This is a genomic window from Microbulbifer maximicatervae (SeqCode) (genome assembly GCF_052467325.1).
The window spans coordinates 2,064,376-2,084,760 of record NZ_CP174310.1 but is presented as its reverse complement, the minus strand read 5'-3'; the positions used below and the strand labels follow the sequence as shown (position 1 = coordinate 2,084,760).

Genomic DNA, 20,385 nt, shown 5'->3' with positions numbered 1-20,385 from the left:
GCGATGAGTGCAGATTGGCAGTTACTGCTGGAGCAGGTAGAAAATAAACTAGGACAGAATGTTGGCGACAGCCGCCGTTTTTTTCACGGCCGGGGTCGCAGTTATGAGGGCTTGGAGCAGGTCTGCGTCGACAGCTTTTTCCCCGCTTTGTTAGTAACTTTTTTTGAAGAATATGAAGGTGAAGTAGAGCTGTGTGAAAAACTCTGGCAAATGGCTGAGGCGCGAGGTTATCAGGGGGTCGCTGCGCAGCGACGCTATCTCCCTGGGGCACCTTTGCAGTGGCACTTTGGGGAGCCGGTAACAGACCCGGTCGCGCAGCGTGGAGACCTTAAATTCCCCCTCACGTTTGATCGACAAAATGTGGGTTTCTTCCTGGATATTGAGCCGGGCAGGGCCTGGCTTGAAGAGCAGGTACGTGCAAGGGCTGGGCAGGCGTCAGCAAAAATGCTCAATCTTTTCGCTTTCACCTGTGCTTTTTCTGCGGTCGCGCGAGCGGCAGGTGATATCGATATTGTAAATGTGGATGTCAATCGTGGTGTTTTAAATCGCGGACGGGAAAATCACGAAGTTAATGGGCTGTCCCTCAAAGGGGTTCAGTTCCTGCAATTCGATGCACTGCGTCAATTCAAGCGCTTCGACCGTCGCGGTCCCTTTGACCTGGGCATTGTCGATCCGCCGACACGACAAAAAGGTCGCTTCGATGTCAGCCAGAATTATGAAAAGTTGCTGAGGCAGCTGCCCGCTTGTCTCGCCGCTGAGGCGGATCTGCTGATGGTGATCAACTCGCCCCGGCACAGCGAAGCCCAGTTTAGGGAGTTAATCCTCGGATCTGACAGCGGTTATGAAGTTGTAGCGCGCTTGGAGCAGAACCCGGATTTCCCTGATCGGGACCCGGATGCTGCCTTAAAAATGCTGCACGTTAAATATCGTCGCCAATCCCAGTAATGGCGATTGCCAATGCCGCGCCTTAAGGAGCCCCTTACAGCGCGGTAAACTCCCGCATCAAGCGCTCCATCAGCGCCTGCAACTGGCCTGATGATCCCTCGCGCACAGCGCTGTTGAGCAACTGGGCGTTGCTCTGTCCGGACTCAGCTTCGGCATTAATCATTAGCAGGAAACCCTTGTGGGTTAATACCGCATCCTCCATCGCCTCCTGGCGCACCAGCTGGGAAAAGTTGATATAGCCGCTCTGCTTTAGCCAGGTCATGGAACCCAGGCAGGCTAAATGGCGGGGGGAGTGCAGCCCGTACTCATCCGGTGAGTCGGGGCCGGAAATATCTTCCACGTAAACGGTTGCCGGTACCGGGAATTGATTAAACATTGCCAGCAGTACCCTGCCGGCATCCCGGTAAAAATCGTGAATATGTAAATCGTCCAGCATCAGCAGGAATATCGCTCCAAAAAGTCGCCCAAGCGTTCCATCGCATGCGATAAGTCGTCGGCACGGGGCAGGAAGACAATGCGCAGGTGGTCCGGTGCATCCCAATGGAAGGCACTGCCTTGAGCCAGTAGTATTTTTTCCTGGCGCAGGAAATCCAGCACCAGCTGCTCGTCATTTTCGATCTTATGATGATCCAGATGCAGCTTGGGAAACAAGTAGATAGCACCGCTAGGTTTGACACAGCTCACACCGGGAATGTCATTGAGCATGCGGTGGGCCATATCTCGCTGTTGGCGCAGGCGCCCGCCGGGCAGGACTAAATCGTTAATACTCTGGTAGCCACCGAGCGCAGTTTGCACGGCGAACATGGCGGGTACATTGCCACACAGGCGCATAGAAGAGAGTATTTCCATCCCCTGGATAAAACCCTTGGCGCGGTGTTTGGTGCCGCTGATAACCATCCAGCCAGAGCGGAAGCCGGCCAGGCGGTAGGACTTGGACAGGCCGTTAAAACTCAGGCAGAGCACGTCCGGGGCCAGTTTGGCCATCGGGGTAAATTCCGCATCGTCGTAGAGAATCTTGCTATAAATCTCATCGGCGAAGATCACCAGGTTGTGACTGCGGGCAACCTCGACAATATCCTCCAGTAGTTCCCGGGGATAAACGGCGCCAGTGGGGTTATTGGGATTGATAACCACTATGCCGCGGGTTTTTGAAGTGATTTTTGCTTTGATATCCTCAATATCAGGCAGCCATCCGGACTCCTCATCGCAGCGATAGAGAACCGGCTTGGCACCGGTGAGGTTGGTGGCGGCCATCCACAGGGGGTAGTTGGGCATTGGCAACAGCATTTCGTCGCCATTGTTGAGAAGGGCCTGGGTGCTCATGGAGATTAACTCGGAGACGCCATTGCCCAGGTAAATATCGTTAATTTCGACACTCGGGATACCCAGGGTCTGGCACTCTTGCATAATGGCCTTACGCGCAGCGAAGAGCCCTTTGGACTCGACGTAGCCCTGCGCCTCAGAGAGATTGTGAATGACGTCTTGGATAATCTCGTCGGGGGCGTTAAAACCGAAGGGGGCAGGGTTGCCAATATTCAGCTTGAGGATGCGGTGACCTTCCTCTTCCATGCGCTGGGCCTGCTCCATCACGGGGCCGCGAATTTCGTAGCAGACGCCGTGCAGTTTTTCTGATTTATTGATGTCCTTCATGGTGACCTGGAAGCTCTATTGCAGAGCAGGAGCGGCCCAGGGCCGCGAGTTCAGTGCGCGAAAACCGGGTAATGTCCACTGGCGGTAGGTACCACTCCTGCGGGAAACCGGGAACCGATACATATAGGCATTGCCACAAAGTGACGCCTGACCGGAAACCCCAATTGATTACGGAAACACTAGAGTATGTCAAAACAGATGGATGAGAACTACTGGCGGGATAAGCTTACAGATGAGGAGTTTGAGGTCTGCCGGGAAGGTGGGACAGAGGCGCCGTTTAGCGGCGAATATTGGGATGTTTTTGACGATGGCGTCTATCGTTGTCGTTGCTGTGGCGAGGTTTTATTCGGCTCGCAGTCAAAATTTGAGAGCGGGTGTGGTTGGCCCAGCTTTGATGCAGAGCATTTTGAAGGTGCGGTGAAGGAGCTGCCTGACAGCAGCTACGGTATGCAGCGTGTAGAGATTCGCTGCAGTAAGTGCGATGCCCATCTCGGTCATGTATTCGACGATGGCCCCACCGATACGGGACTTCGCTACTGTGTGAACTCTCTATCGGTGAAGCTGGACCAGGGCAGCGATGAAACGGAGGATGACACTGAGTGACGGAATCACACTGGAGTAATTGGTTATTGCGGGTGCAGTGGATTCTGTTACTGCTGATCGTCTTTGCGGCTGCCGCTTTGCGTTATGGGTTGCTGCACTTCTCTGTGGTTTTCAAAATATTTGTGTTTTCTGGCGGTGCAGCCTTGGCAATTGCGCTACTGAGCCTGTTTGTTTTTGTCTGGGGAGTGAGCAAGAGCAAGCCGTTGGTGCGCAGCAATGCTCTGTGGGCGGCGTTGCTCGGACTGCTGCCGGTGGCAATACCTCTGGTAACCGTAGGCAAGGGCAACTTCGATGTGCCAAGAATTCACGACATCAGTACCGATACCCGCAATCCCCCCCAGTATCAAGAGGTACTGAAGTTGCGCAAGAAAGGCGACAACAGTGCCGAATACGGTGGAGAGAAGGTGGCCGAATTGCAGCGGGAGGCGGATATATATGCCGATATAATGCCATTGCACGTGGACTTCCCGATAGCTCGTACCACTGAGATCGCTGCTGAAGTGGCCGAAGACCTGGGCTGGAAAGTGGTTTCCTATGAGCCTCAGCGGGGCCACCTGGAGGCTGTAGCGAAAACACCGATCCTCGGTTTTACGGACGATATCGTTGTACGGGTCAGCGCTGACGTGGGTGGTGGCTCCAAAGTCGATGTGCGTTCCAGCTCCCGAGTCGGGGTCAGTGACTTGGGTACCAATGCGAAGCGTATCCGCCAATTTCTGGAAGAGTTGCACCTGCACGCGCTGGTGCTCGAGGGAACTGGCACAGAGCGGTACTAGAATGCACTCCAGAAATGGCTGGGTTTTGTAAGTGTCTGACAACAAAAGAAAAAAAATCAAAAAGAGTGTTGACAGGTTTAGCGGTGATCCATAGAATGCGCCCCACTTCTGACGCAGGGCTACACTCAAAGGTGGAGCGAAACGACAGAAGGTTTCTGGGTCCCCATCGTCTAGAGGCCTAGGACACCGCCCTTTCACGGCGGTAACAGGGGTTCGACTCCCCTTGGGGATGCCACGCGGGAATAGCTCAGTTGGTAGAGCGCAACCTTGCCAAGGTTGAGGTCGCCGGTTCGAACCCGGTTTCCCGCTCCAAATTTCCGCTTTGCGAGATGATCTCTAGTCAACTCGGAAAGCACGCCACCGAGAAATCAGTGGCATTGCCATGGACAGCATGGCAGCACCGGATCGAAAGGTCGAAGTGCAAGTTCTGTCCCCATCGTCTAGAGGCCTAGGACACCGCCCTTTCACGGCGGTAACAGGGGTTCGACTCCCCTTGGGGATGCCAATACGACCCGGTAGCAATGCTACCGGGTCAATTGCGGGAATAGCTCAGTTGGTAGAGCGCAACCTTGCCAAGGTTGAGGTCGCCGGTTCGAACCCGGTTTCCCGCTCCAATTTTCTGCTTTGCGAGATGATCTCTAGTTAACTCGGAGAGCACGCCACCGAGAAATCAGTGGCATTGCCATGGACAGCATGGCAGCACCGGATCGCAAGGTCGAAGTGCAAGTTTCTGTCCCCATCGTCTAGAGGCCTAGGACACCGCCCTTTCACGGCGGTAACAGGGGTTCGACTCCCCTTGGGGATGCCAATACGACCCGGTAGCAATGCTACCGGGTCAATTGCGGGAATAGCTCAGTTGGTAGAGCGCAACCTTGCCAAGGTTGAGGTCGCCGGTTCGAACCCGGTTTCCCGCTCCAAATTTCCGCTTTGCGAGATGATCTCTAGTCAACTCGGAAAGCACGCCACCGAGAAATCAGTGGCATTGCCATGGACAGCATGGCAGCACCGGATCGAAAGGTCGAAGTGCAAGTTCTGTCCCCATCGTCTAGAGGCCTAGGACACCGCCCTTTCACGGCGGTAACAGGGGTTCGACTCCCCTTGGGGATGCCAATACGACCCGGTAGCAGTGCTACCGGGTCAATTGCGGGAATAGCTCAGTTGGTAGAGCGCAACCTTGCCAAGGTTGAGGTCGCCGGTTCGAACCCGGTTTCCCGCTCCAAAAATAAAAAGCCGCTCAATCGAGCGGCTTTTTGTTTTTCCGATATAGTAATTCTTATCTTCTGCACGGTTACTTTTGCCCGGGACTCCTGCAAGTTCCGGTTCATCCCACCAAGTGACGTGTATGAAAAACCCTAGCTCCCCTCAGGTTGAAATTATTCGGGCAAGCGCGTTGAATAACGCTCCCCACTATAGGAGTGCAAGATGAGCGCTGCGCTATCGATCCATAACTTACAGAAAACCTACGACAATGGTTTCCAGGCCCTGAAAGGCATCAGTTTTGACGTGCAGCCGGGAGACTTCTTTGCGCTGCTGGGTCCCAATGGGGCGGGGAAGTCCACCACCATCGGTATCATCTGTTCCCTGGTGCGCAAAAGCGGTGGTTCAGTGTCGATTTTTGGTGAGGATATCGACGTCGATTTTGCTGCGGCTAAGCGCCTGTTAGGTGTTGTGCCACAAGAATTTAACTTCAGCCAGTTTGAGAAAGTGTTCGATATTGTCGTTACGCAGGGCGGTTTTTACGGTATGCCGCGCAAACTGGCTGAAGAACGCACTGAGAAGTACCTGAAGCAGTTGGGGCTGTGGGATAAGCGCGCTACCCAGGCGCGCATGCTCTCCGGTGGTATGAAACGTAGATTGATGATTGCCCGCGCGCTGATTCACGAGCCGAAATTACTGATTCTGGATGAACCCACAGCCGGAGTGGATATAGAGCTGCGGCGTTCTATGTGGAGTTTCCTGGAAAAAATAAACCAGCAGGGCACCACAATTATCCTCACCACCCACTATCTGGAGGAAGCCGAGAGCCTCTGTCGCAATATAGCGATAATCGACAAGGGCACTATTGTCGAGAACACTTCGATAAAGTCACTGCTGAAAACCCTGAACCGGGAAACCTTTATCCTGGATTGCGCGGAATTTTTCACTGAGTGCCCGGACTTGTCCGGTTATGAAGGGCGTTTGAGGGACAATCACTCACTGGAAGTCACTATTGAAAAGGGGCAATCTCTGACCGAGGTATTTGCGTCATTGCAGCGGCAGGGCATCACAGTTACCAGTATGCGAAATCGCGCTAATCGCTTGGAGGAATTGTTCCTGTCCATGTTGTCGGAAGAAAAAATGTCGGGGCTAGAAGAGTGAAGGGCAGATTAATCTGGATATCATTCAGCACTATTTACCGTCGGGAAGTCCGGCGCTTTATGCGTATATGGCCACAGACCCTGGTACCGCCGGTAATCACTATGTCACTGTACTTTGTGATCTTTGGCTCCCTGATTGGTCGGCGAATCGGTGATATGGGGGGGTATCCGTATATCGAGTTTGTTGTACCGGGTTTGATCATGATGTCGGTGATTACCAACTCCTATGCCAACGTAGTTTCGTCTTTTTACAGCGCTAAATTTCAGCGCAGTGTGGAGGAGCTTTTGGTCTCGCCAACGCCGAATTGGGTGATTATGGCGGGCTATGTTCTCGGTGGTGTGTCACGGGGATTAATGGTGGGGTTGATAGTGACTCTCGTAGCGATGTTTTTTACCTCGCTGACGGTAGAGCACGTCTTTGTCACGGTAGCGATTGTATTTTTGACGGCGGTGCTGTTTTCCCTGGCCGGGTTTATCAATGCTATTTTTGCCAATAGTTTTGATGCTATCTCTATTATTCCGACCTTTGTATTAACTCCCCTCACATACTTGGGAGGCGTGTTTTACTCTATCGACCTGCTGTCGCCTTTTTGGCAGGGGTTGTCGAAATTGAACCCAATTCTTTATATGGTGAACTCCTTCCGTTACGGCATTTTGGGTGTTTCCGATATTAATGTTGTCGGGGCATTTTTGGGCGTCCTGGTATTTATTGCGCTTTTGGCATCCTGGGCCATTTATCTGATGAGCCACGGTAAGCGACTGAGACATTGAGCAAATTTATGACAAGAGAAGACTGGCAAAACCTCCCCCTGGGGCAGGAGACCACCTACGAATCCACTTACAACCCCGAGTTGCTCCATCCAATTCAGCGCTCTGTATCCCGAGCCCAGTTGGGGCTCTCTGCCGGCGCAATGCCTTTCTTTGGAGAGGATGAATGGTGGGGTTTTGAGCTTTCCTGGCTGAACCCCAGGGGCAAACCACAGGTGGCGGTGGCTCGTTTTAGTTTTCCTGCGGAAAGCCCCTGCATGGTGGAGTCAAAATCCTTCAAGTTGTATTTAAACTCTTTTAACCAGAGCAAGTTTGAATCCTGGAGATTGGTACAGGATGCACTGGTGCGGGACCTCTCTGCAGCGGCGGGGGCAAATGTCGGCGTTACCCTGATGGATGTGGAAGATGCAGCGCTGGCAGTTGAGAAGCCAGAGGGTTATTGTCTGGATCATCTCGATATAGAAGTGAATAATTACGAGCCGGATCCTGCACTTCTCGCCTTCGAAGGCGGTGAGGAAGATGTGAGTGAGGTTCTTTATAGCCACTTGCTGCGCAGTAATTGTCCGGTAACGGGACAACCGGATTGGGCGACAGTGGTTGTGGACTATAAAGGGCCGGCACTGAAGCGAGAGGCACTGTTGGCTTATATTGTTTCCTTCCGCGAACACCAGGATTTTCACGAGCACTGTGTCGAGCGTATCTTTTGCGACTTGCAACAGTTGGCGGAATTTACCGAGTTAACTGTATGTGCTCGCTATACCCGTCGTGGCGGCTTGGATATTAATCCGCTGAGATCGACTCGCATTGAGAAACGTATGCCTTCGCGTTTTGCCCGTCAGTAATTTCCTTTCTTAAGTACCACCGGAGTCTCCGGTGGTACGGCCCTTCAATATCACTCTTTTCCTAAGGCCGACCTGGGTTGGCGCTGCGGTCTCTTAAGCTACGCTTTCCAGATAGGCCGGGGAAACCGACAGTGTAGTTGTGTTGGCCGCCCCACAGGAGGTGGAGTTGAGGCTGACAGATGGAGATTAATACGAAGTCCCCAGTAATCCCTGCCGTAGTAATCGGTTTTGCCCCACTTCTTTTTTCCCAACCTTCCACTGCAGAAGTTTATGTTAAAGCTGATGAACTGATACGGGTGATTGAGGCCCAGCAACAGCAGCTGGAAGAGCAGCAGGCCCAGATCCAGCAACAACAGGCAGACCTCGAAGCCCTGCGCCGGCAAATTGAGCAAATGCAGCGGGCATCACCACCCCGCCCCTCAATGGAAGTAATTCCTGTGCAACCCGCTGAAGCGCCAGCGAGTAAGGGAGAGCTAAATGATTTGCAGCGACAGATTGAGGAGATACGCCAAGTGGTCCCGCCCGGTTCGCTGCCTCCGCCGCGGGCCCAGTCTGATCAGGCGGTACCTGACCCCAGTGACATCGAAGATGTGATTGCCAATGCGACAACGGAGTGGCCTGGCTCCATTCCCTTGTTGGGAAACACTATGAAGGCGAAGATCAGTGGCTTTGCGGACTTAGACGTTAATTATGATACCGACGCGATCATCAGCCCCGCACAATTTGTACCTGCCGATATTGTGACTTTCGACAAAACGGCTGCAGAGGGAGCAGATGGGCAGACAGAATTTACCGTGCAGACCTCCAGGTTGGTATTTGAGACCCTGCAGCACTGGGAGGGACGTGAATTTAAAACTCTGATTTCGATGGACTTCCTGCAGGACTCCAGTGTTACCACTCCAAACCCCCGTATGCGCAAAGCTTATGGAGAAGTGAGTAATGCGCTTTGGGGGGGCAGTATTCTTGTGGGGCAGCAGTGGTCAACATTCGCGAACTTGGAAGCGGTCCCCAATACCCTGGATTTCCAGGGGCCTAATTCGGCATTTGGCTTGCGCCATTCAATGGTCCGATGGATTAAGAGGTACGGGCCACAGTATTACTTTAAGGTGGCTATTGAAGCGCCGGATTCACAAATATTCGAGGATGCAACCGAGGTTGCCCGCTGGCCCGATGCGGTATTTGCGCTGGAGTCGGACTTGCCTAGGTCCCAGGTACAAGCGGGTTTGGTATTAAGGGATTTGCGCGCGAGTGGCGATCCGGATTCAGCCGTATCGACTACCGGCTGGGGATTAAATTTAAGCGGCACTTTCAATATGCCCGGCGTACTTTCCAAGGATGTCCTTTATTACTCTTTGTCCGTCGGTGCGGGATATAGCGGTCTACTTAATGACGCGCCACCAGATGCAGCTTATGATTTTTTTGATAACTCCGTAGAGGCACTAAACACTACAGCCTGGTATCTGGGGTACCAGCACTGGTGGACTCCTTGCCTGTATACCGTAGCGACCTACGGCAGGGTAAGGCAGGATAATCTGGACTTCCAACCCGGTGAGGCCTACAAAGCAACCCAATACCGCAGTATCAATATTGTCTGGTTACCCTTTCCCCGTTGGTTGACTGGAATCGAGGTGCTCTACGGCGCTCGCAAAGACAAAGATGGAGATAGGGGGTCTTTGGTGCGGACACAATTTACGACCCGAATGACATTTTAAGAAAGTAAAGTGTTTAAACGAGGTGTTCAGGTATATGCGAGTCAAACGAGAGAAGCTATTTCAAGCACGAGTTATTCGGTTGTTATGCAGCCTTTCAGTGATTTCTCTTTTGCTCGGATGGACTTCAGCCAGTACCGTGGTTACGCGGGTATGGCAGTCCCCATATATTGGTATTCAAAGCTTAGGAAAAACCCTGGTACTCGCATATACCCTGGTACCGAGGCCGATAGTCGGTGGGCAGGTAGAAAGGGAGTGGGTCATGCAACTGCAGGATACGGGTATTGATGCGCATTCCTGGAGTGCTCTCGGGGCAATAACGGGTGTTCCCTCAATGGGGGAGATTGCACCCTTACTCCGGGAGAGGGGATTTGACACTTTATTGGTTACCCAATTGTTGGCATTAAAACGGATCAACCCGAATATTCGCAACTCCCAGGTTGCTGTTGTGGAGACACGTTTATATTCGGCGCCTAGTGACGAAGTTTATTGGTCGGTTCAGTCGGATACTTTTTTATACAAGTATTCAGGGGAGGAGCTGCGCCATCCCAATGAGAGAGATTTACGCGAGTTTGTAGAGGTGATGATTCGCACTATGTCTGGCAATGGCGTTTTATAGCCGCTAATTTATCGTGATTTTTATCGAACCTTTCTCCAGGCCAATAAAACTGTTGTATTCAGCTATTCTGGTGAGACAAACCGTTGATGGGCCTATCAAAGAGTGCGCGTTCAATGGTTCGAAAGGGAATTCAAAGCGTTAGCTGGAATAGATGCCGGCTAACTACTTTTGGCGGTAGGCTTTACCATGGATTGGAATCTAAAAGCCCCTGTGGTTTTTTGGCGTGCGTATCTAAGGTACTGGAGATGTGTTGATGTGCATGCTCCACGATTATTATTTATTCTGCCAGTTTTTCTCTCAATTTTATTAATCCCCTATTCAGCCAGTGCTTCTGAAACCTTTTTGATGCCGTTGGGACCAGTGGCAGAGGAGCAGAAAGTACACTTCTTTTGGGCTATGGCACTCACCATGGTCGCTGTTCTCCCGGTATTTATCTTGGTGCCAGTAATCCTCTTTAAATACCGAAGAAAAAAAGGTCATGGATTCTATGCGCCAAAATGGGAAACCTATGGCCCGCTCGAAGTAATTATGTGGGGTGTGCCATTCCTGGTCATAATTGTGCTGTCAGTGATGCTCTGGCGTGCAACGGCGCGGCTAGATCCCTACAAGGAAATACAGGGCGTTGTCCCCCCGGTAAAAGTGCAGGTGGTAGGGCTCGACTGGAAGTGGTTATTTATCTATCCGGAGCTGGATATTGCAACAGTCGGTGAATTGGTCGTACCAGTACACACTCCAGTCTCAATGATATTGACCAGTGATACGGTAATGCAGTCGTTCTTTATTTCTGCACTGGCTGGGCAGATTTATGTAATGCCGGGTATGACGACAAAGCTCAATTTTATCGGTACAAAAACCGGCGACACCAGAGGGGAGAATACCCAATATACCGGCAATGGTTTTGTCGATCAGAATTTTGCAGTCAAGGTTGTGACTGATGAGGACTTTGAAACCTGGGTAAAGCAAGTACGGACGGATGGGATTGTCCTGAGTCCAGAAAATTATAACCGCCTGGCACAGCGAAACACCAAAAAACAAGCATACAAAGTCTTGGGAAATAGCAAAATGCCAGAAAATACACTGTATTTTAACTTGCCGGGCACAGACCTTTTTCACGAAATAGTAATGCGTTATCACTCCGGTAAACCGCTGAGCATTGAAGAGCAGCCCGGTACCCGAAAATTCGGCCGGGGCGAGGATGATGCCGAGGGAGCGCAGCCATGAACAATTTGGATTACGGTTGGCTGGGTAAGCTCAATTGGGATTCTCTGGTATTTAGCGGGTTTCTTGAGCGGCCCTCTGTCAGTGAGGCAGTCGCCAGTGTGGCGGGCTCGATAGTAATACTGGCAACAGTGGGAATCCTGTTTTTATTGACCTGGTTTAAAGTCTGGGGAACACTCTGGCGGGATTGGTTGACCAGCACTGATCACAAAAGAATCGGCATTATGTATATCGCTTTTGCGATCGTGATGTTGGTTCGAGGGTTGCTGGAGGGAATGGTAATGCGTGCCCAGCAAGCCGCCGCACCGGAAGGCTTCCTCTATGCAGATCACTTTGCCCAGTTGTTCAGTACGCACGGCACCATAATGGTGTTTTTTGTGGCAGTTCCGTTTTTGGTGGGCCTTATTAATTTCGCTATGCCGCTGCAAATTGGTGCCCGTGATGTGGCCTTCCCGGTACTTAATCAAATCAGCCTGGCGGTGACAGTTTCCTCCGGTATTTTGTTGATGGTCTCTCTGGTGGTAGGGCAGTTTTCTACTGGGGGTTGGTCGGCTTATCCGCCTTATACGGGGGCGGATTTTAGTCCTGGGGTTGGGCCTGACTACTGGATATGGGCGATCGTATTTTCTGGGGCGGGCACGACATTAACGGGGATTAATTTCACCGTCACCGTGTATAAATGCCGTGGTCCAGGAATGCACCTATTCCGTATGCCACTGTTTTGTTGGACCGTACTCTGCGCCTCCATTCTAATGATTTTCGCAATGCCACCTCTCAGCGTTGCCGCCTTAATGTTGGGCTTGGATCGCTACCTGGATTTCCATTTCTTCACCAATGACCTCGGTGGAAATATGATGAACTATGCCAATTTGTTTTGGCTCTTTGGACACCCTGAGGTCTATCTGTTGGTGCTGCCAGCCTATGGGATTTTTTCCGAGGTCTTTTCCACCTATTCGGCCAAAACCCTGTACGGCTATAAATCCCTGGTGATTGCCACCATGTGTATTGCAATCCTGTCCTTTACGGTGTGGTTACATCACTTTTTTACCATGGGGCAGAGTCCGACGATCAATATTGCCTTTGGTATAGCGACTATGCTGATCGCGGTGCCGACCGGGGTGAAAGTTTACGATTGGATGGCGACCATGTATCGGGGGCGAATACGCTTTACCACTCCAATGGTTTATGCCATCGGCTTTTTAATCCTGTTTGTGATTGGTGGCCTCTCCGGCGTTATCCTGGCTAACCCCACTGTCGATTTCCAAGTGCACAATACACTGTTCTTGGTGGCGCATTTCCACAATGTTCTGATTCCCGGCGTGCTGTTTGGAATTTTGGCAGGGTACAACTACTGGTTCCCCAAAGCATTTGGTTTCCGCCTTAATGATAAATGGGGTAAACGCTCAGCCTATCTCTGGTTTGCAGGATTTATGGTGACATTTTTCCCGCTCTATGGCGCCGGCTTATTGGGAATGCCAAGACGATCATTCAGCTATGCCGATCTCACATTCAAGCCTTATATGATCGTTGCTTTTATCGGCGCAATGATTGTTCTGGCGGCCTTAATCTCGCTGGTTATTCAATTTATCGTAAGCATCAGAGACCGAAAGAAAACCCAGGTTCCTGTGGGTGATCCTTGGGATGGACGCTCCCTGGAATGGAACTCTCCCGCTCCGGTACCGGCTTATAACTTTGTTGAAATACCCAAGGTTACTGATCGGGATGCATTTACTGAGGCTAAGGAGCACGGTGAAGCCTATAAGCGGCCTAAAGCTTATCGAGACATAGAGCTCCCTAAAAATAATCCTCTCGGATTTATTTTGTGCGTTGTCAGTGGGATTTTGATGTTTGCCCTGGTTTGGTACATCTGGTGGCTTGCACTGATCTCCGCATTAACCATTTTGGTTGCAGTTATCGCGGCCACCTTCCGCAAAGAAACGGAATATATTATTCCTGCCAGTCAGTTAGAGAAGGATACGGAAGCTTGGTTGGCCTTGGTCGAGAAGAGCGAGGCAGTGAGCCGGGACCTGGAAGATTCCCCGCGAAATGTCGGCCTTGCGAAGCTGGAGATCTAAATGAATCCCGTCTCTTCACCGAAAAGCCCGGGCAGCATCAATCCCCACGAAGCCATCCACAGAGATCCCGATATGGTGATCTTTGGCTTCTGGGTCTTCATGATGAGCGACCTGATTTTCTTTGGGGTGGTATTTGCGATTTATATCACCATGGTGGGCGCTACCGCCGGAGGGCCGGGCCCGAAAGAGCTTTTTGATTTCGGCAGCTTGTTCGCCCAAACGATGCTTCTTCTAACCAGCAGCCTCACTGCAGGTATTGCGACAGTTATTGTTAAGCATGAACGCAGTCGCGCTGCCTTTCTATTTTGGGTGGTGATAACCCTGTTATTGGGTATGGGCTTCCTGGCGTTGGAACTTTACGACTTTGCCGGGATGGCCGAGAAGGGAGGGGTGCCACAGCGCAGTGGATACCTGTCAGCCTTTTTTGGCTTAGTGCCCTTGCACGGTCTCCATGTCACTTTCGGCTGTCTGTGGATGATAGTTTTGATCGTTCAGGTTTTCACTATGGGATTGGGGGATGTCGTAAAGCTGCGCTTTCTGCGCCTGGCATTATTCTGGCATTTCCTCGATTTGATTTGGATCGGAATTTTTTCCGTGGTTTATTTCGGTGGCTGGGTCTATGGCTAAAGAACCGACTTTTGCACAACACCTGCGTCTGTATATCACAGGTTATATCCTGTCTATTGTGCTCACTCTGGCGGCTTTTGCCGCAGTGCTGACGATCGGTAAGGAGAATAAAAGTGTCTTGATTCTCGTTGCATTACTAGGGGTTGCGCAACTGGTAGTGCAATTAAAATATTTCTTGAACGTAACAACCCAACGGGACCGTAGGGATAACCTGGCGTTAATTCTTTTCTCTAGCTTAATTCTTTTGATTATTGTGATGGGTACAGTCTGGATTATGGGGAATCTGGCGGTGCGTATGCATACTACTATGTAGAATTTTACGCTTACGCACCTTTTATAAAATTAGATAATGACTTTGCTCTTCAGGTTGGATGCTGCTTTTTGTAGGGACTGTAAGACCTTTTCCTTATCGTAATTTCGGATTTTATCCAGGTCTAAATGCATTGAGAATCCGGGGGCATGCTCCTCCAGGTAACTCTGCTGGCCGCCCAGGTTCTTACGCAGATCAGTAACCTGGTAAACCTTCACCGGGGTACTAATACCTTTTACGGTGATATGCCCTTTGTCCCGGCACATTACCGTGTGTTTGATCATGGCCCAGGTCTCGTGGCTAATCAGGATTTCTCCCGGCTGGGCGGCGCCTTCCAATCGCGAAGCGAGGTTAACGTGGGTACCCATCACCGTGTAAGACTGGTAGTTAGCGGTACCAAAAATGCCGACAGTACAGTAGCCGGTATTAATACCCATACGAACCTGCAGGGGGCGCGAGATACCTTTGTTATACCATTCCTGCTTCATTTCACGTACGCGTTTACGCATCGCCAGGGCCATAGCTACGCAGCGCAGAGCGTCTGACTTTGGTCCTTTACTCTCATCGTCCCCAAAAACAACCATTACCGCATCGCCGATAAACTTATCGATAGTGCCGCCGTATTGCCCAGCGATGCGTGCCATTTCAGAGAGGTAATTATTGAGCAGCTGGGTAAAGGTCTCTGCCTCTAACTCCTCGGTGAGCTGGCTGAAGTCTTTGATGTCAGAAAAGAAAACGGTGAGGAGCTTTCGCTGGGTCACCAGAGCTTCTTCATCCCCGGTAGTGACAGAGCGCCACAGCTTTTGTGGCAGATATTTGGAAAGCTTGTAGGAGCGAACCTTGCTAACGCGTTGCTCAACCATCAGGGAGTGATTGGCTTCCTTGAGCTGGCCAATCTGGCGGTGGGTAAAGAATGCATAGGCGCATAAATAGGCCAGAATACAGATCAGGCTTACGGTGCTGATAGTGAGGTCAGCGCTCACCAGTAGGGATGGTTCGTGCATCAGGTACCCGATAACGACCCCAACCAATAAGCCGGTATTGTGCTCAAACCAAGCGCGACCACCGCCTCCCCCAGTGAGGGCATTCAGCTGGACCATGGTAACCAGCAGCAGCGAGGGCAGCATGCTGAAGTCTGCCAGGGATATGGTGATGCCGATCAGTACTGTATCCAGGAAAGAAAGGCAGCGGCGGGTTTTCAGTGCTTTCTTATCGCCAGTTTTGTAGAGGATAAATTGAGCGAGAGCGGTATAAGCAATGATAAAAAGAGCAGATCCGGTAATAACCAGCTTGTCTGATTGCCATGGCGCATCCCAATTCACCGCGTTTGCCAGGGTACCGGCAGCGGCAAATAAAATCAGGGTGCGAAAATAGGTGGAGTAGCGAGGGTTAACATTCCGCCCCGTGCTCTCCTCAAGCTGGTCCTGCATTTGTGTTGTTCTTTGTCCGTTTGAGCAGAAAGTGAACACCTTGCGCGTTGGCGACAGGTTGGCTCCGAATTACCTATCCACCGTATAGCCACGCCGTGACCCCAGCAGCCCAGTTTACTCCTCCGAGGAACAGAATGCGAAAAAACTGTGCATGCAAGTGATATTTTTCTCATTGTTGTTGCCAGAGATATTACCGCACCTCTAGCCTCAGAACCTCCCAATTTTCATGGCAGATTTGCATTTAGGCAGGCGGGGCACCGTCAAGGCTTTGCGTAACAGGGGGTATATAGATAGCGATCACTGACTCTACAGCGGATGGAGAATTATGACAGAGTGCCTTTCTGACATTATTAACCTAGATCAAACCGAATTCTGGAGTCCGGGTGTTTTGCGCCGTGATGAAGGGAGGTGTGTCGGCAAAAGATAAGTTGCGCTATAACTACTTACTTTAAGGGCCCAAGGAAAGAGAAGGCCCCGAAAGCTATGTTAGTCGGTACTAGTGTAGAGCCTGGGTTTAGGTGACTAATCGAGCCTTCCATCTAAACCTGCGACATCTCCTGAGCCCATTTGAAAGAGTATATAGCAATGGTACTTGAGGCGGCTGGCCCAAAACACCTTGATGAACCCCCGTTTTTACTGTCCGAGATACTTTTTTCGCATTAGTGCTTGCACAACCGGGTACATTTGGGTAAAGTGCGCGCTCTCTCGACGACACAGCAGCTATCTTCCTGATTTCCTTGAAGATTTCTCTGAAGAGAGAGACCGCTACAAGGCGGAGAGCCCTCATGGAGGGTGACAATTTGGTGAGGTGTCCGAGTGGTCGAAGGAGCACGCCTGGAAAGTGTGTATGTCGCAAGGCATCGAGGGTTCGAATCCCTCCCTCACCGCCATCTTCTAAAAGCCCGGTTTATACCGGGCTTTTTTGTTTCTTTTCTCGCTTAATTCCATTCTGTCTTTTGGTAGTTCCAGCCGTTATTTGTGACACTTTTTTTGGTTCTTCAGGACGGGATGCCCCAAAGATTGGCCCAAATTCGAATGGGCTTAAAATCGATGAGTTATTTGATTTGAGGGAGCTGTAAAAGGCTATTTTCACTCAAGATGTTTAATTGATCGTTTTATATTTCCTCTCATTTTGGGGCAATTTTTTCGTCTGCCCAGGTTATTTTATTTAAGTTAGTTTCGTGAGAGTGTTCACTGCGAATGTAATTCTCTGCCGCTATTTTTAAATTGTAGCTACATTCTCTAATTCGCAGCTAATTCACGGTTATATATTAAATTTCCTGGCTAAATTATCTTCGTGATTATTGCCTGCTTGGTGGTGAATTCTTACTTACAATCCTTATATATTTTCACAGTATGCAGGGTTTGGCATGTAAAATTTACTTATGCTGTCAATGACGGCCACTGCTTCGGTATTATCGAGCGAGATACTATGAATCAAAAAATTGCTAAGGCTGTGAGCTGCTATTGCGACTGAGGTCAAAATGGTGTGTGAATTAATATGGCTGGAAGATCTACGCATATGTTTTATGTGATAACAAAGATATTAGCCAATGATGAAAGCCTTCCAGTGTATGTATCGATCAATATCAGCACTGGGGATTCCCGGTGCTTGATTGTTAGAGCTACTTATCAGGCTGACTCTATGTCAAGAGTCCGATTACTTTAATGGATTTTATTGAGCGGTTGATCAGCGATTTATCAGGGTTGGTTGTGTAGATACTATCCTTGAGTTTTTCAATTGGGACGATTGTGGAGTGAAAATTTTTGTGGAGGCAGGGAGAGTTGAAATACAATATATTGGACAGATTTAATTTAGTTGGTCTTTAGTGGATGAATGGTATTTACCATAAGGTGAATCTATACAAGATCGGCGATAAATATGGATTACTATGATGTGAACCATATTTTCTCAGGAAGTGGCTCTAAAATCTGTTCGAAGTTTTGTTGTATCTCATAATGTATTAAATGGAATGTGATTTTGAAAAACCTGGATGCAAGCTACCCTATGCACAGTGGTGTGCTGAAAAATTCTATCGCTGGTATTGCTTTAATCTGCGCACCGTCATTGATTCAGGCGGATACATTAAGTTCAAAAATAGACCTCGGTGAGGCATTTCCTTTCAGGTTGGAGGATGGGGTTGATCATGAGGTAGATTTAGATATTGGCTATCAATTCGATAATATCGAAAGAGTTTGTGTCAATACTGAAGTTAAAGATGGAGATGCGAATTCGGCAGTTTTTATAGTAGAAAAAGAATTTATAGATCCAGATATCCCTTGGATTTCTGCCCAATATACTCTGGTGGACCTGTTATATAACCATGCTCTGCCAACTCCGGACAACTCCAATCCTTCTTCACAGTTACAAAATTTCAACTACTGTGTTGATGAAAATAGCTTATTGTCGAAAAACCTACTGGATGGGGAGGGTGAGATAAAGCTCAGAGTGCAAGGTGGTTATGTAGAGCTATGGGATCTTGAACTGGTTGTTGAGGGTGACGTCTCTGACACTCAGTTAGCGATTGTGCTTGATGAGCCTGCTGAGTTTTTAGTTCCTTCCTACGGGGGAAGAGTCAATTATGATGCGAGTATACGTAATTTAGACTCTTCACAATCGTTGGTTACACTTGAGCAATGGAGCCTACTCACTTTTCCCAATGGGGATAGTTATCCCATTCATAATTCACGAGATGTTGTGCTGAATTACTCTGAGACAAAGGACTACACTCGGAATTATCTAACTATACCAGAGTGGTTTGAGGCCGGAGATTACGAGTTAACTTGGTATGTAACTAATCCAAGCACTGGGGCTCGAGTAAAAGACAGCCTGTATTTCACAAAAAGTGCTGACTAAGTTTTAAATTGTCAGTGGGCTGGGGCACTTGTGCGCCCCAGCTTTCTATTGAACTGAAGTAGCGAGCACTGAGAAGTATCACCGACGAACCTTGGAGCGTTCTGGAAGAAACTTGCCCTGGTGGCCACGTTATAGTTTTCTTTTGTTGCCTTTAACAGGATGGGCAGGACACTTTCTTGAGGTAAGTTTTAGACACCGATAGGTTATGAAAAGGTACTAGCAGTCAATTTACACCCTGTACTCAGGCTGTATCGGGTTGGATATAGATTTGCCATGCAGTCTTGACTGGTTCCACTGGGCGTTCCCCCTTTCTTTCCCAGATCCTCCGCCATACCAGCCCCTTATTACTTGGTCGGCGTGCGGTGTTCAAATTCTAAACGGTATTGGTCGTATGAGCGCACACAATTTGTATGAAATCTAACCAGGAGCATTGGATGTGCACCAAAGAGAATGTACGGAGCTCATTCATCTCAGATTTCACTGGAACTTTCTCTAACATTTGGGTAAAGTGCACTCTCTCTCAAGGCTAAAGTAGCTATCTTATTGATTTATTTGAAGATTTCATTAAGGCGAGAGAACGTTGAAAGACGGACCGCCCCAACAGGGGGTGACAAGAGAACTTGGTGAGGTGTCCGAGTGGTCGAAGGAGCACGCCTGGAAAGTGTGTATGTCGCAAGGCATCGAGGGTTCGAATCCCTCCCTCACCGCCATCTTCTAAAAGCCTGGCTTATGCCGGGCTTTTTTATTTCTGAAGCTTTTGTTCTTTAGTCTTGAGTATCAAAGACCTTAGTTGCCACCGTTTTCTCCTATAGTCGGAGGAGGCTGCTAGGCAGAGACCCTATTTATTACCGCAATACTCATCAAAATTACTGGGAGTGTTAGTAAAGCCAGCCTTCTCTGCAAGTTCCCATGGTCGTTCGCATTCTTTAGTTTTACTACACCAAAGGTAGCCGGCTGAGTTTATACACCCGTGGGCATCCTTGTCTGAACCGACCGGTGAAGAGGGTTTGGGATCCTCTGGAGTATCTGAGGAGCACCCCATTAGGGAGGCGACTAGAATAAAAGCGGCGGCTTCTTTGATTTTGAGCATTACAATCACCAGAAAGTTAAGGTTATTGTTAAGGAGCCTCTGAATAACTCCGTGATACCTCTGGCATGCAGAGCGGTTCACAATCAAGGCGCAGCTTCGCAGGAATGTCTAGACCTTTCAAGAAGTCGCAACGCGGAGTGTGAATCGCTCTGCTTGCCCCAAAGGGCGGGTCTTGAAGGCCACATCTGCTGCGTTGCATAGGGCCATTCGCGGCGAGCTGCGCCTAACACCTGCAGCCTTCAAGACCCGCAGAGGCATTACGGAGTTATTTAGAGGCTCCTTGAGTATACGATTTAATGCAGCACCCATCACAAGCCGTGCCTAATTGTTACTTCAAGGCCAGTTCAAGTGGGTCCTTTAATATTATTATTAAGTTCGAAAGGGTATGGGGTTGATAAGCCCCTTCAGTCTAGTAGCTTATCTGCAAATCTGGCTATACTTAAAAATCACCCTCTCGATAACTCTCAAAAGTCCTGGTTACTTTAATATCCTGACTTAGGCTGTGATATCTC

General features: G+C 49.8%; 17 protein-coding genes and 10 tRNA genes. 23 read left to right on the top strand and 4 right to left on the bottom strand.

All coding sequences use genetic code 11. The annotated features are described in order from the left end of the window. Positions 1 to 3: 3 nt before the first annotated feature. Positions 4 to 945 (top strand): class I SAM-dependent methyltransferase, encoded by a 942-nt coding sequence (locus ACJJIE_RS09470; RefSeq protein WP_444894414.1) that lies wholly within the window; start codon positions 4 to 6, stop codon positions 943 to 945. 34 nt (positions 946 to 979) lie between these two features. Here ACJJIE_RS09470 and ACJJIE_RS09465 read toward each other — a convergent pair whose 3' ends face one another. After that, complete coding sequence (locus ACJJIE_RS09465; protein ID WP_444894413.1) at positions 980 to 1,381, bottom strand: hypothetical protein; 402 nt, start codon at positions 1,379 to 1,381, stop codon at positions 980 to 982. Beyond that, a complete protein-coding gene (locus ACJJIE_RS09460) occupies positions 1,381 to 2,595 on the bottom strand; it encodes a pyridoxal phosphate-dependent aminotransferase (RefSeq protein WP_444894412.1) in 1,215 nt (404 codons plus the stop codon). Before ACJJIE_RS09460 ends, ACJJIE_RS09465 begins: the two co-directional genes overlap by 1 nt. A 186-nt stretch (positions 2,596 to 2,781) precedes the next feature. On the opposite strand from ACJJIE_RS09460, the gene msrB reads away from it, so the two are divergent. The 19 genes from msrB (at position 2,782) to cyoD (ending at position 14,499) form a co-directional block, all read left to right on the top strand. Next, positions 2,782 to 3,198 (top strand): peptide-methionine (R)-S-oxide reductase MsrB, encoded by a 417-nt coding sequence (gene msrB / locus ACJJIE_RS09455; RefSeq protein ID WP_444894411.1) that lies wholly within the window; start codon positions 2,782 to 2,784, stop codon positions 3,196 to 3,198. Next, positions 3,195 to 3,971 (top strand): DUF1499 domain-containing protein, encoded by a 777-nt coding sequence (locus tag ACJJIE_RS09450; RefSeq protein ID WP_444894410.1) that lies wholly within the window; start codon positions 3,195 to 3,197, stop codon positions 3,969 to 3,971. Before msrB ends, ACJJIE_RS09450 begins: the two co-directional genes overlap by 4 nt. Before the next feature lie 159 nt (positions 3,972 to 4,130). Then, positions 4,131 to 4,206 (top strand) — tRNA-Glu (locus ACJJIE_RS09445). Between the two features lies 1 nt (position 4,207). Continuing rightward, positions 4,208 to 4,283: transfer RNA gene (locus ACJJIE_RS09440), tRNA-Gly, on the top strand. Between the two features lie 117 nt (positions 4,284 to 4,400). After that, positions 4,401 to 4,476, top strand: a tRNA-Glu gene (locus ACJJIE_RS09435). 33 nt (positions 4,477 to 4,509) lie between these two features. Continuing rightward, positions 4,510 to 4,585 (top strand) — tRNA-Gly (locus ACJJIE_RS09430). Between the two features lie 118 nt (positions 4,586 to 4,703). Beyond that, positions 4,704 to 4,779: transfer RNA gene (locus ACJJIE_RS09425), tRNA-Glu, on the top strand. A gap of 33 nt (positions 4,780 to 4,812) precedes the next feature. Continuing rightward, positions 4,813 to 4,888, top strand: a tRNA-Gly gene (locus tag ACJJIE_RS09420). A 117-nt stretch (positions 4,889 to 5,005) separates the two neighbouring features. Next, a tRNA-Glu gene (locus ACJJIE_RS09415) sits at positions 5,006 to 5,081 on the top strand. 33 nt (positions 5,082 to 5,114) lie between these two features. Then, positions 5,115 to 5,190 (top strand) — tRNA-Gly (locus ACJJIE_RS09410). A gap of 203 nt (positions 5,191 to 5,393) precedes the next feature. Then, positions 5,394 to 6,329 (top strand): ABC transporter ATP-binding protein, encoded by a 936-nt coding sequence (locus ACJJIE_RS09405; protein ID WP_282933543.1) that lies wholly within the window; start codon positions 5,394 to 5,396, stop codon positions 6,327 to 6,329. Beyond that, positions 6,326 to 7,099 carry an ABC transporter permease gene (locus ACJJIE_RS09400; protein ID WP_444894409.1) on the top strand — a complete coding sequence of 258 codons (774 nt, stop codon included), beginning with the start codon at positions 6,326 to 6,328 and terminating at the stop codon, positions 7,097 to 7,099. The genes ACJJIE_RS09405 and ACJJIE_RS09400 overlap by 4 nt, the downstream gene beginning before the upstream one ends. 8 nt (positions 7,100 to 7,107) lie before the next feature. After that, complete coding sequence (gene queF / locus ACJJIE_RS09395) at positions 7,108 to 7,938, top strand: NADPH-dependent 7-cyano-7-deazaguanine reductase QueF (RefSeq protein WP_444894408.1); 831 nt, start codon at positions 7,108 to 7,110, stop codon at positions 7,936 to 7,938. A gap of 179 nt (positions 7,939 to 8,117) precedes the next feature. Then, positions 8,118 to 9,650 (top strand): DcaP family trimeric outer membrane transporter, encoded by a 1,533-nt coding sequence (locus tag ACJJIE_RS09390; protein WP_444894407.1) that lies wholly within the window; start codon positions 8,118 to 8,120, stop codon positions 9,648 to 9,650. 34 nt (positions 9,651 to 9,684) lie between these two features. Further along, complete coding sequence (locus ACJJIE_RS09385) at positions 9,685 to 10,266, top strand: hypothetical protein (protein ID WP_444894406.1); 582 nt, start codon at positions 9,685 to 9,687, stop codon at positions 10,264 to 10,266. 255 nt (positions 10,267 to 10,521) lie between these two features. Beyond that, positions 10,522 to 11,487 (top strand): cytochrome c oxidase subunit II, encoded by a 966-nt coding sequence (locus ACJJIE_RS09380; protein WP_444894405.1) that lies wholly within the window; start codon positions 10,522 to 10,524, stop codon positions 11,485 to 11,487. Further along, positions 11,484 to 13,559: a cbb3-type cytochrome c oxidase subunit I gene (locus ACJJIE_RS09375; protein ID WP_444894404.1), complete on the top strand. Its 2,076-nt coding sequence runs from the start codon at positions 11,484 to 11,486 to the stop codon at positions 13,557 to 13,559. Before ACJJIE_RS09380 ends, ACJJIE_RS09375 begins: the two co-directional genes overlap by 4 nt. Further along, positions 13,560 to 14,186, top strand: coding sequence for a cytochrome c oxidase subunit 3 (locus ACJJIE_RS09370; protein WP_444894403.1), 627 nt, complete (start codon positions 13,560 to 13,562; stop codon positions 14,184 to 14,186). Next, positions 14,179 to 14,499, top strand: a complete 321-nt coding sequence (gene cyoD, locus ACJJIE_RS09365; RefSeq protein ID WP_444894402.1) for a cytochrome o ubiquinol oxidase subunit IV — start codon at positions 14,179 to 14,181, stop codon at positions 14,497 to 14,499. Before ACJJIE_RS09370 ends, cyoD begins: the two co-directional genes overlap by 8 nt. Positions 14,500 to 14,528: 29 nt before the next feature. Here the strand turns inward: cyoD and ACJJIE_RS09360 are convergent, their stop codons facing one another. Continuing rightward, positions 14,529 to 15,926, bottom strand: coding sequence for an adenylate/guanylate cyclase domain-containing protein (locus tag ACJJIE_RS09360; protein ID WP_282933535.1), 1,398 nt, complete (start codon positions 15,924 to 15,926; stop codon positions 14,529 to 14,531). Between the two features lie 802 nt (positions 15,927 to 16,728). Here ACJJIE_RS09360 and ACJJIE_RS09355 point away from each other — a divergent pair. The 3 genes from ACJJIE_RS09355 to ACJJIE_RS09345 all read left to right on the top strand — a co-directional run bounded on the left by ACJJIE_RS09355 (position 16,729) and on the right by ACJJIE_RS09345 (position 19,493). After that, positions 16,729 to 16,816, top strand: a tRNA-Ser gene (locus ACJJIE_RS09355). A 1,091-nt stretch (positions 16,817 to 17,907) separates the two neighbouring features. Then, a complete protein-coding gene (locus ACJJIE_RS09350; RefSeq protein ID WP_444894401.1) occupies positions 17,908 to 18,783 on the top strand; it encodes an RbmA family biofilm matrix protein in 876 nt (291 codons plus the stop codon). 622 nt (positions 18,784 to 19,405) lie between these two features. After that, positions 19,406 to 19,493, top strand: a tRNA-Ser gene (locus tag ACJJIE_RS09345). Between the two features lie 128 nt (positions 19,494 to 19,621). On the opposite strand, the gene ACJJIE_RS09340 is transcribed toward ACJJIE_RS09345, so the two are convergent. After that, positions 19,622 to 19,873 carry a hypothetical protein gene (locus tag ACJJIE_RS09340; protein ID WP_444894400.1) on the bottom strand — a complete coding sequence of 84 codons (252 nt, stop codon included), beginning with the start codon at positions 19,871 to 19,873 and terminating at the stop codon, positions 19,622 to 19,624. Positions 19,874 to 20,385 lie beyond the last annotated feature (512 nt).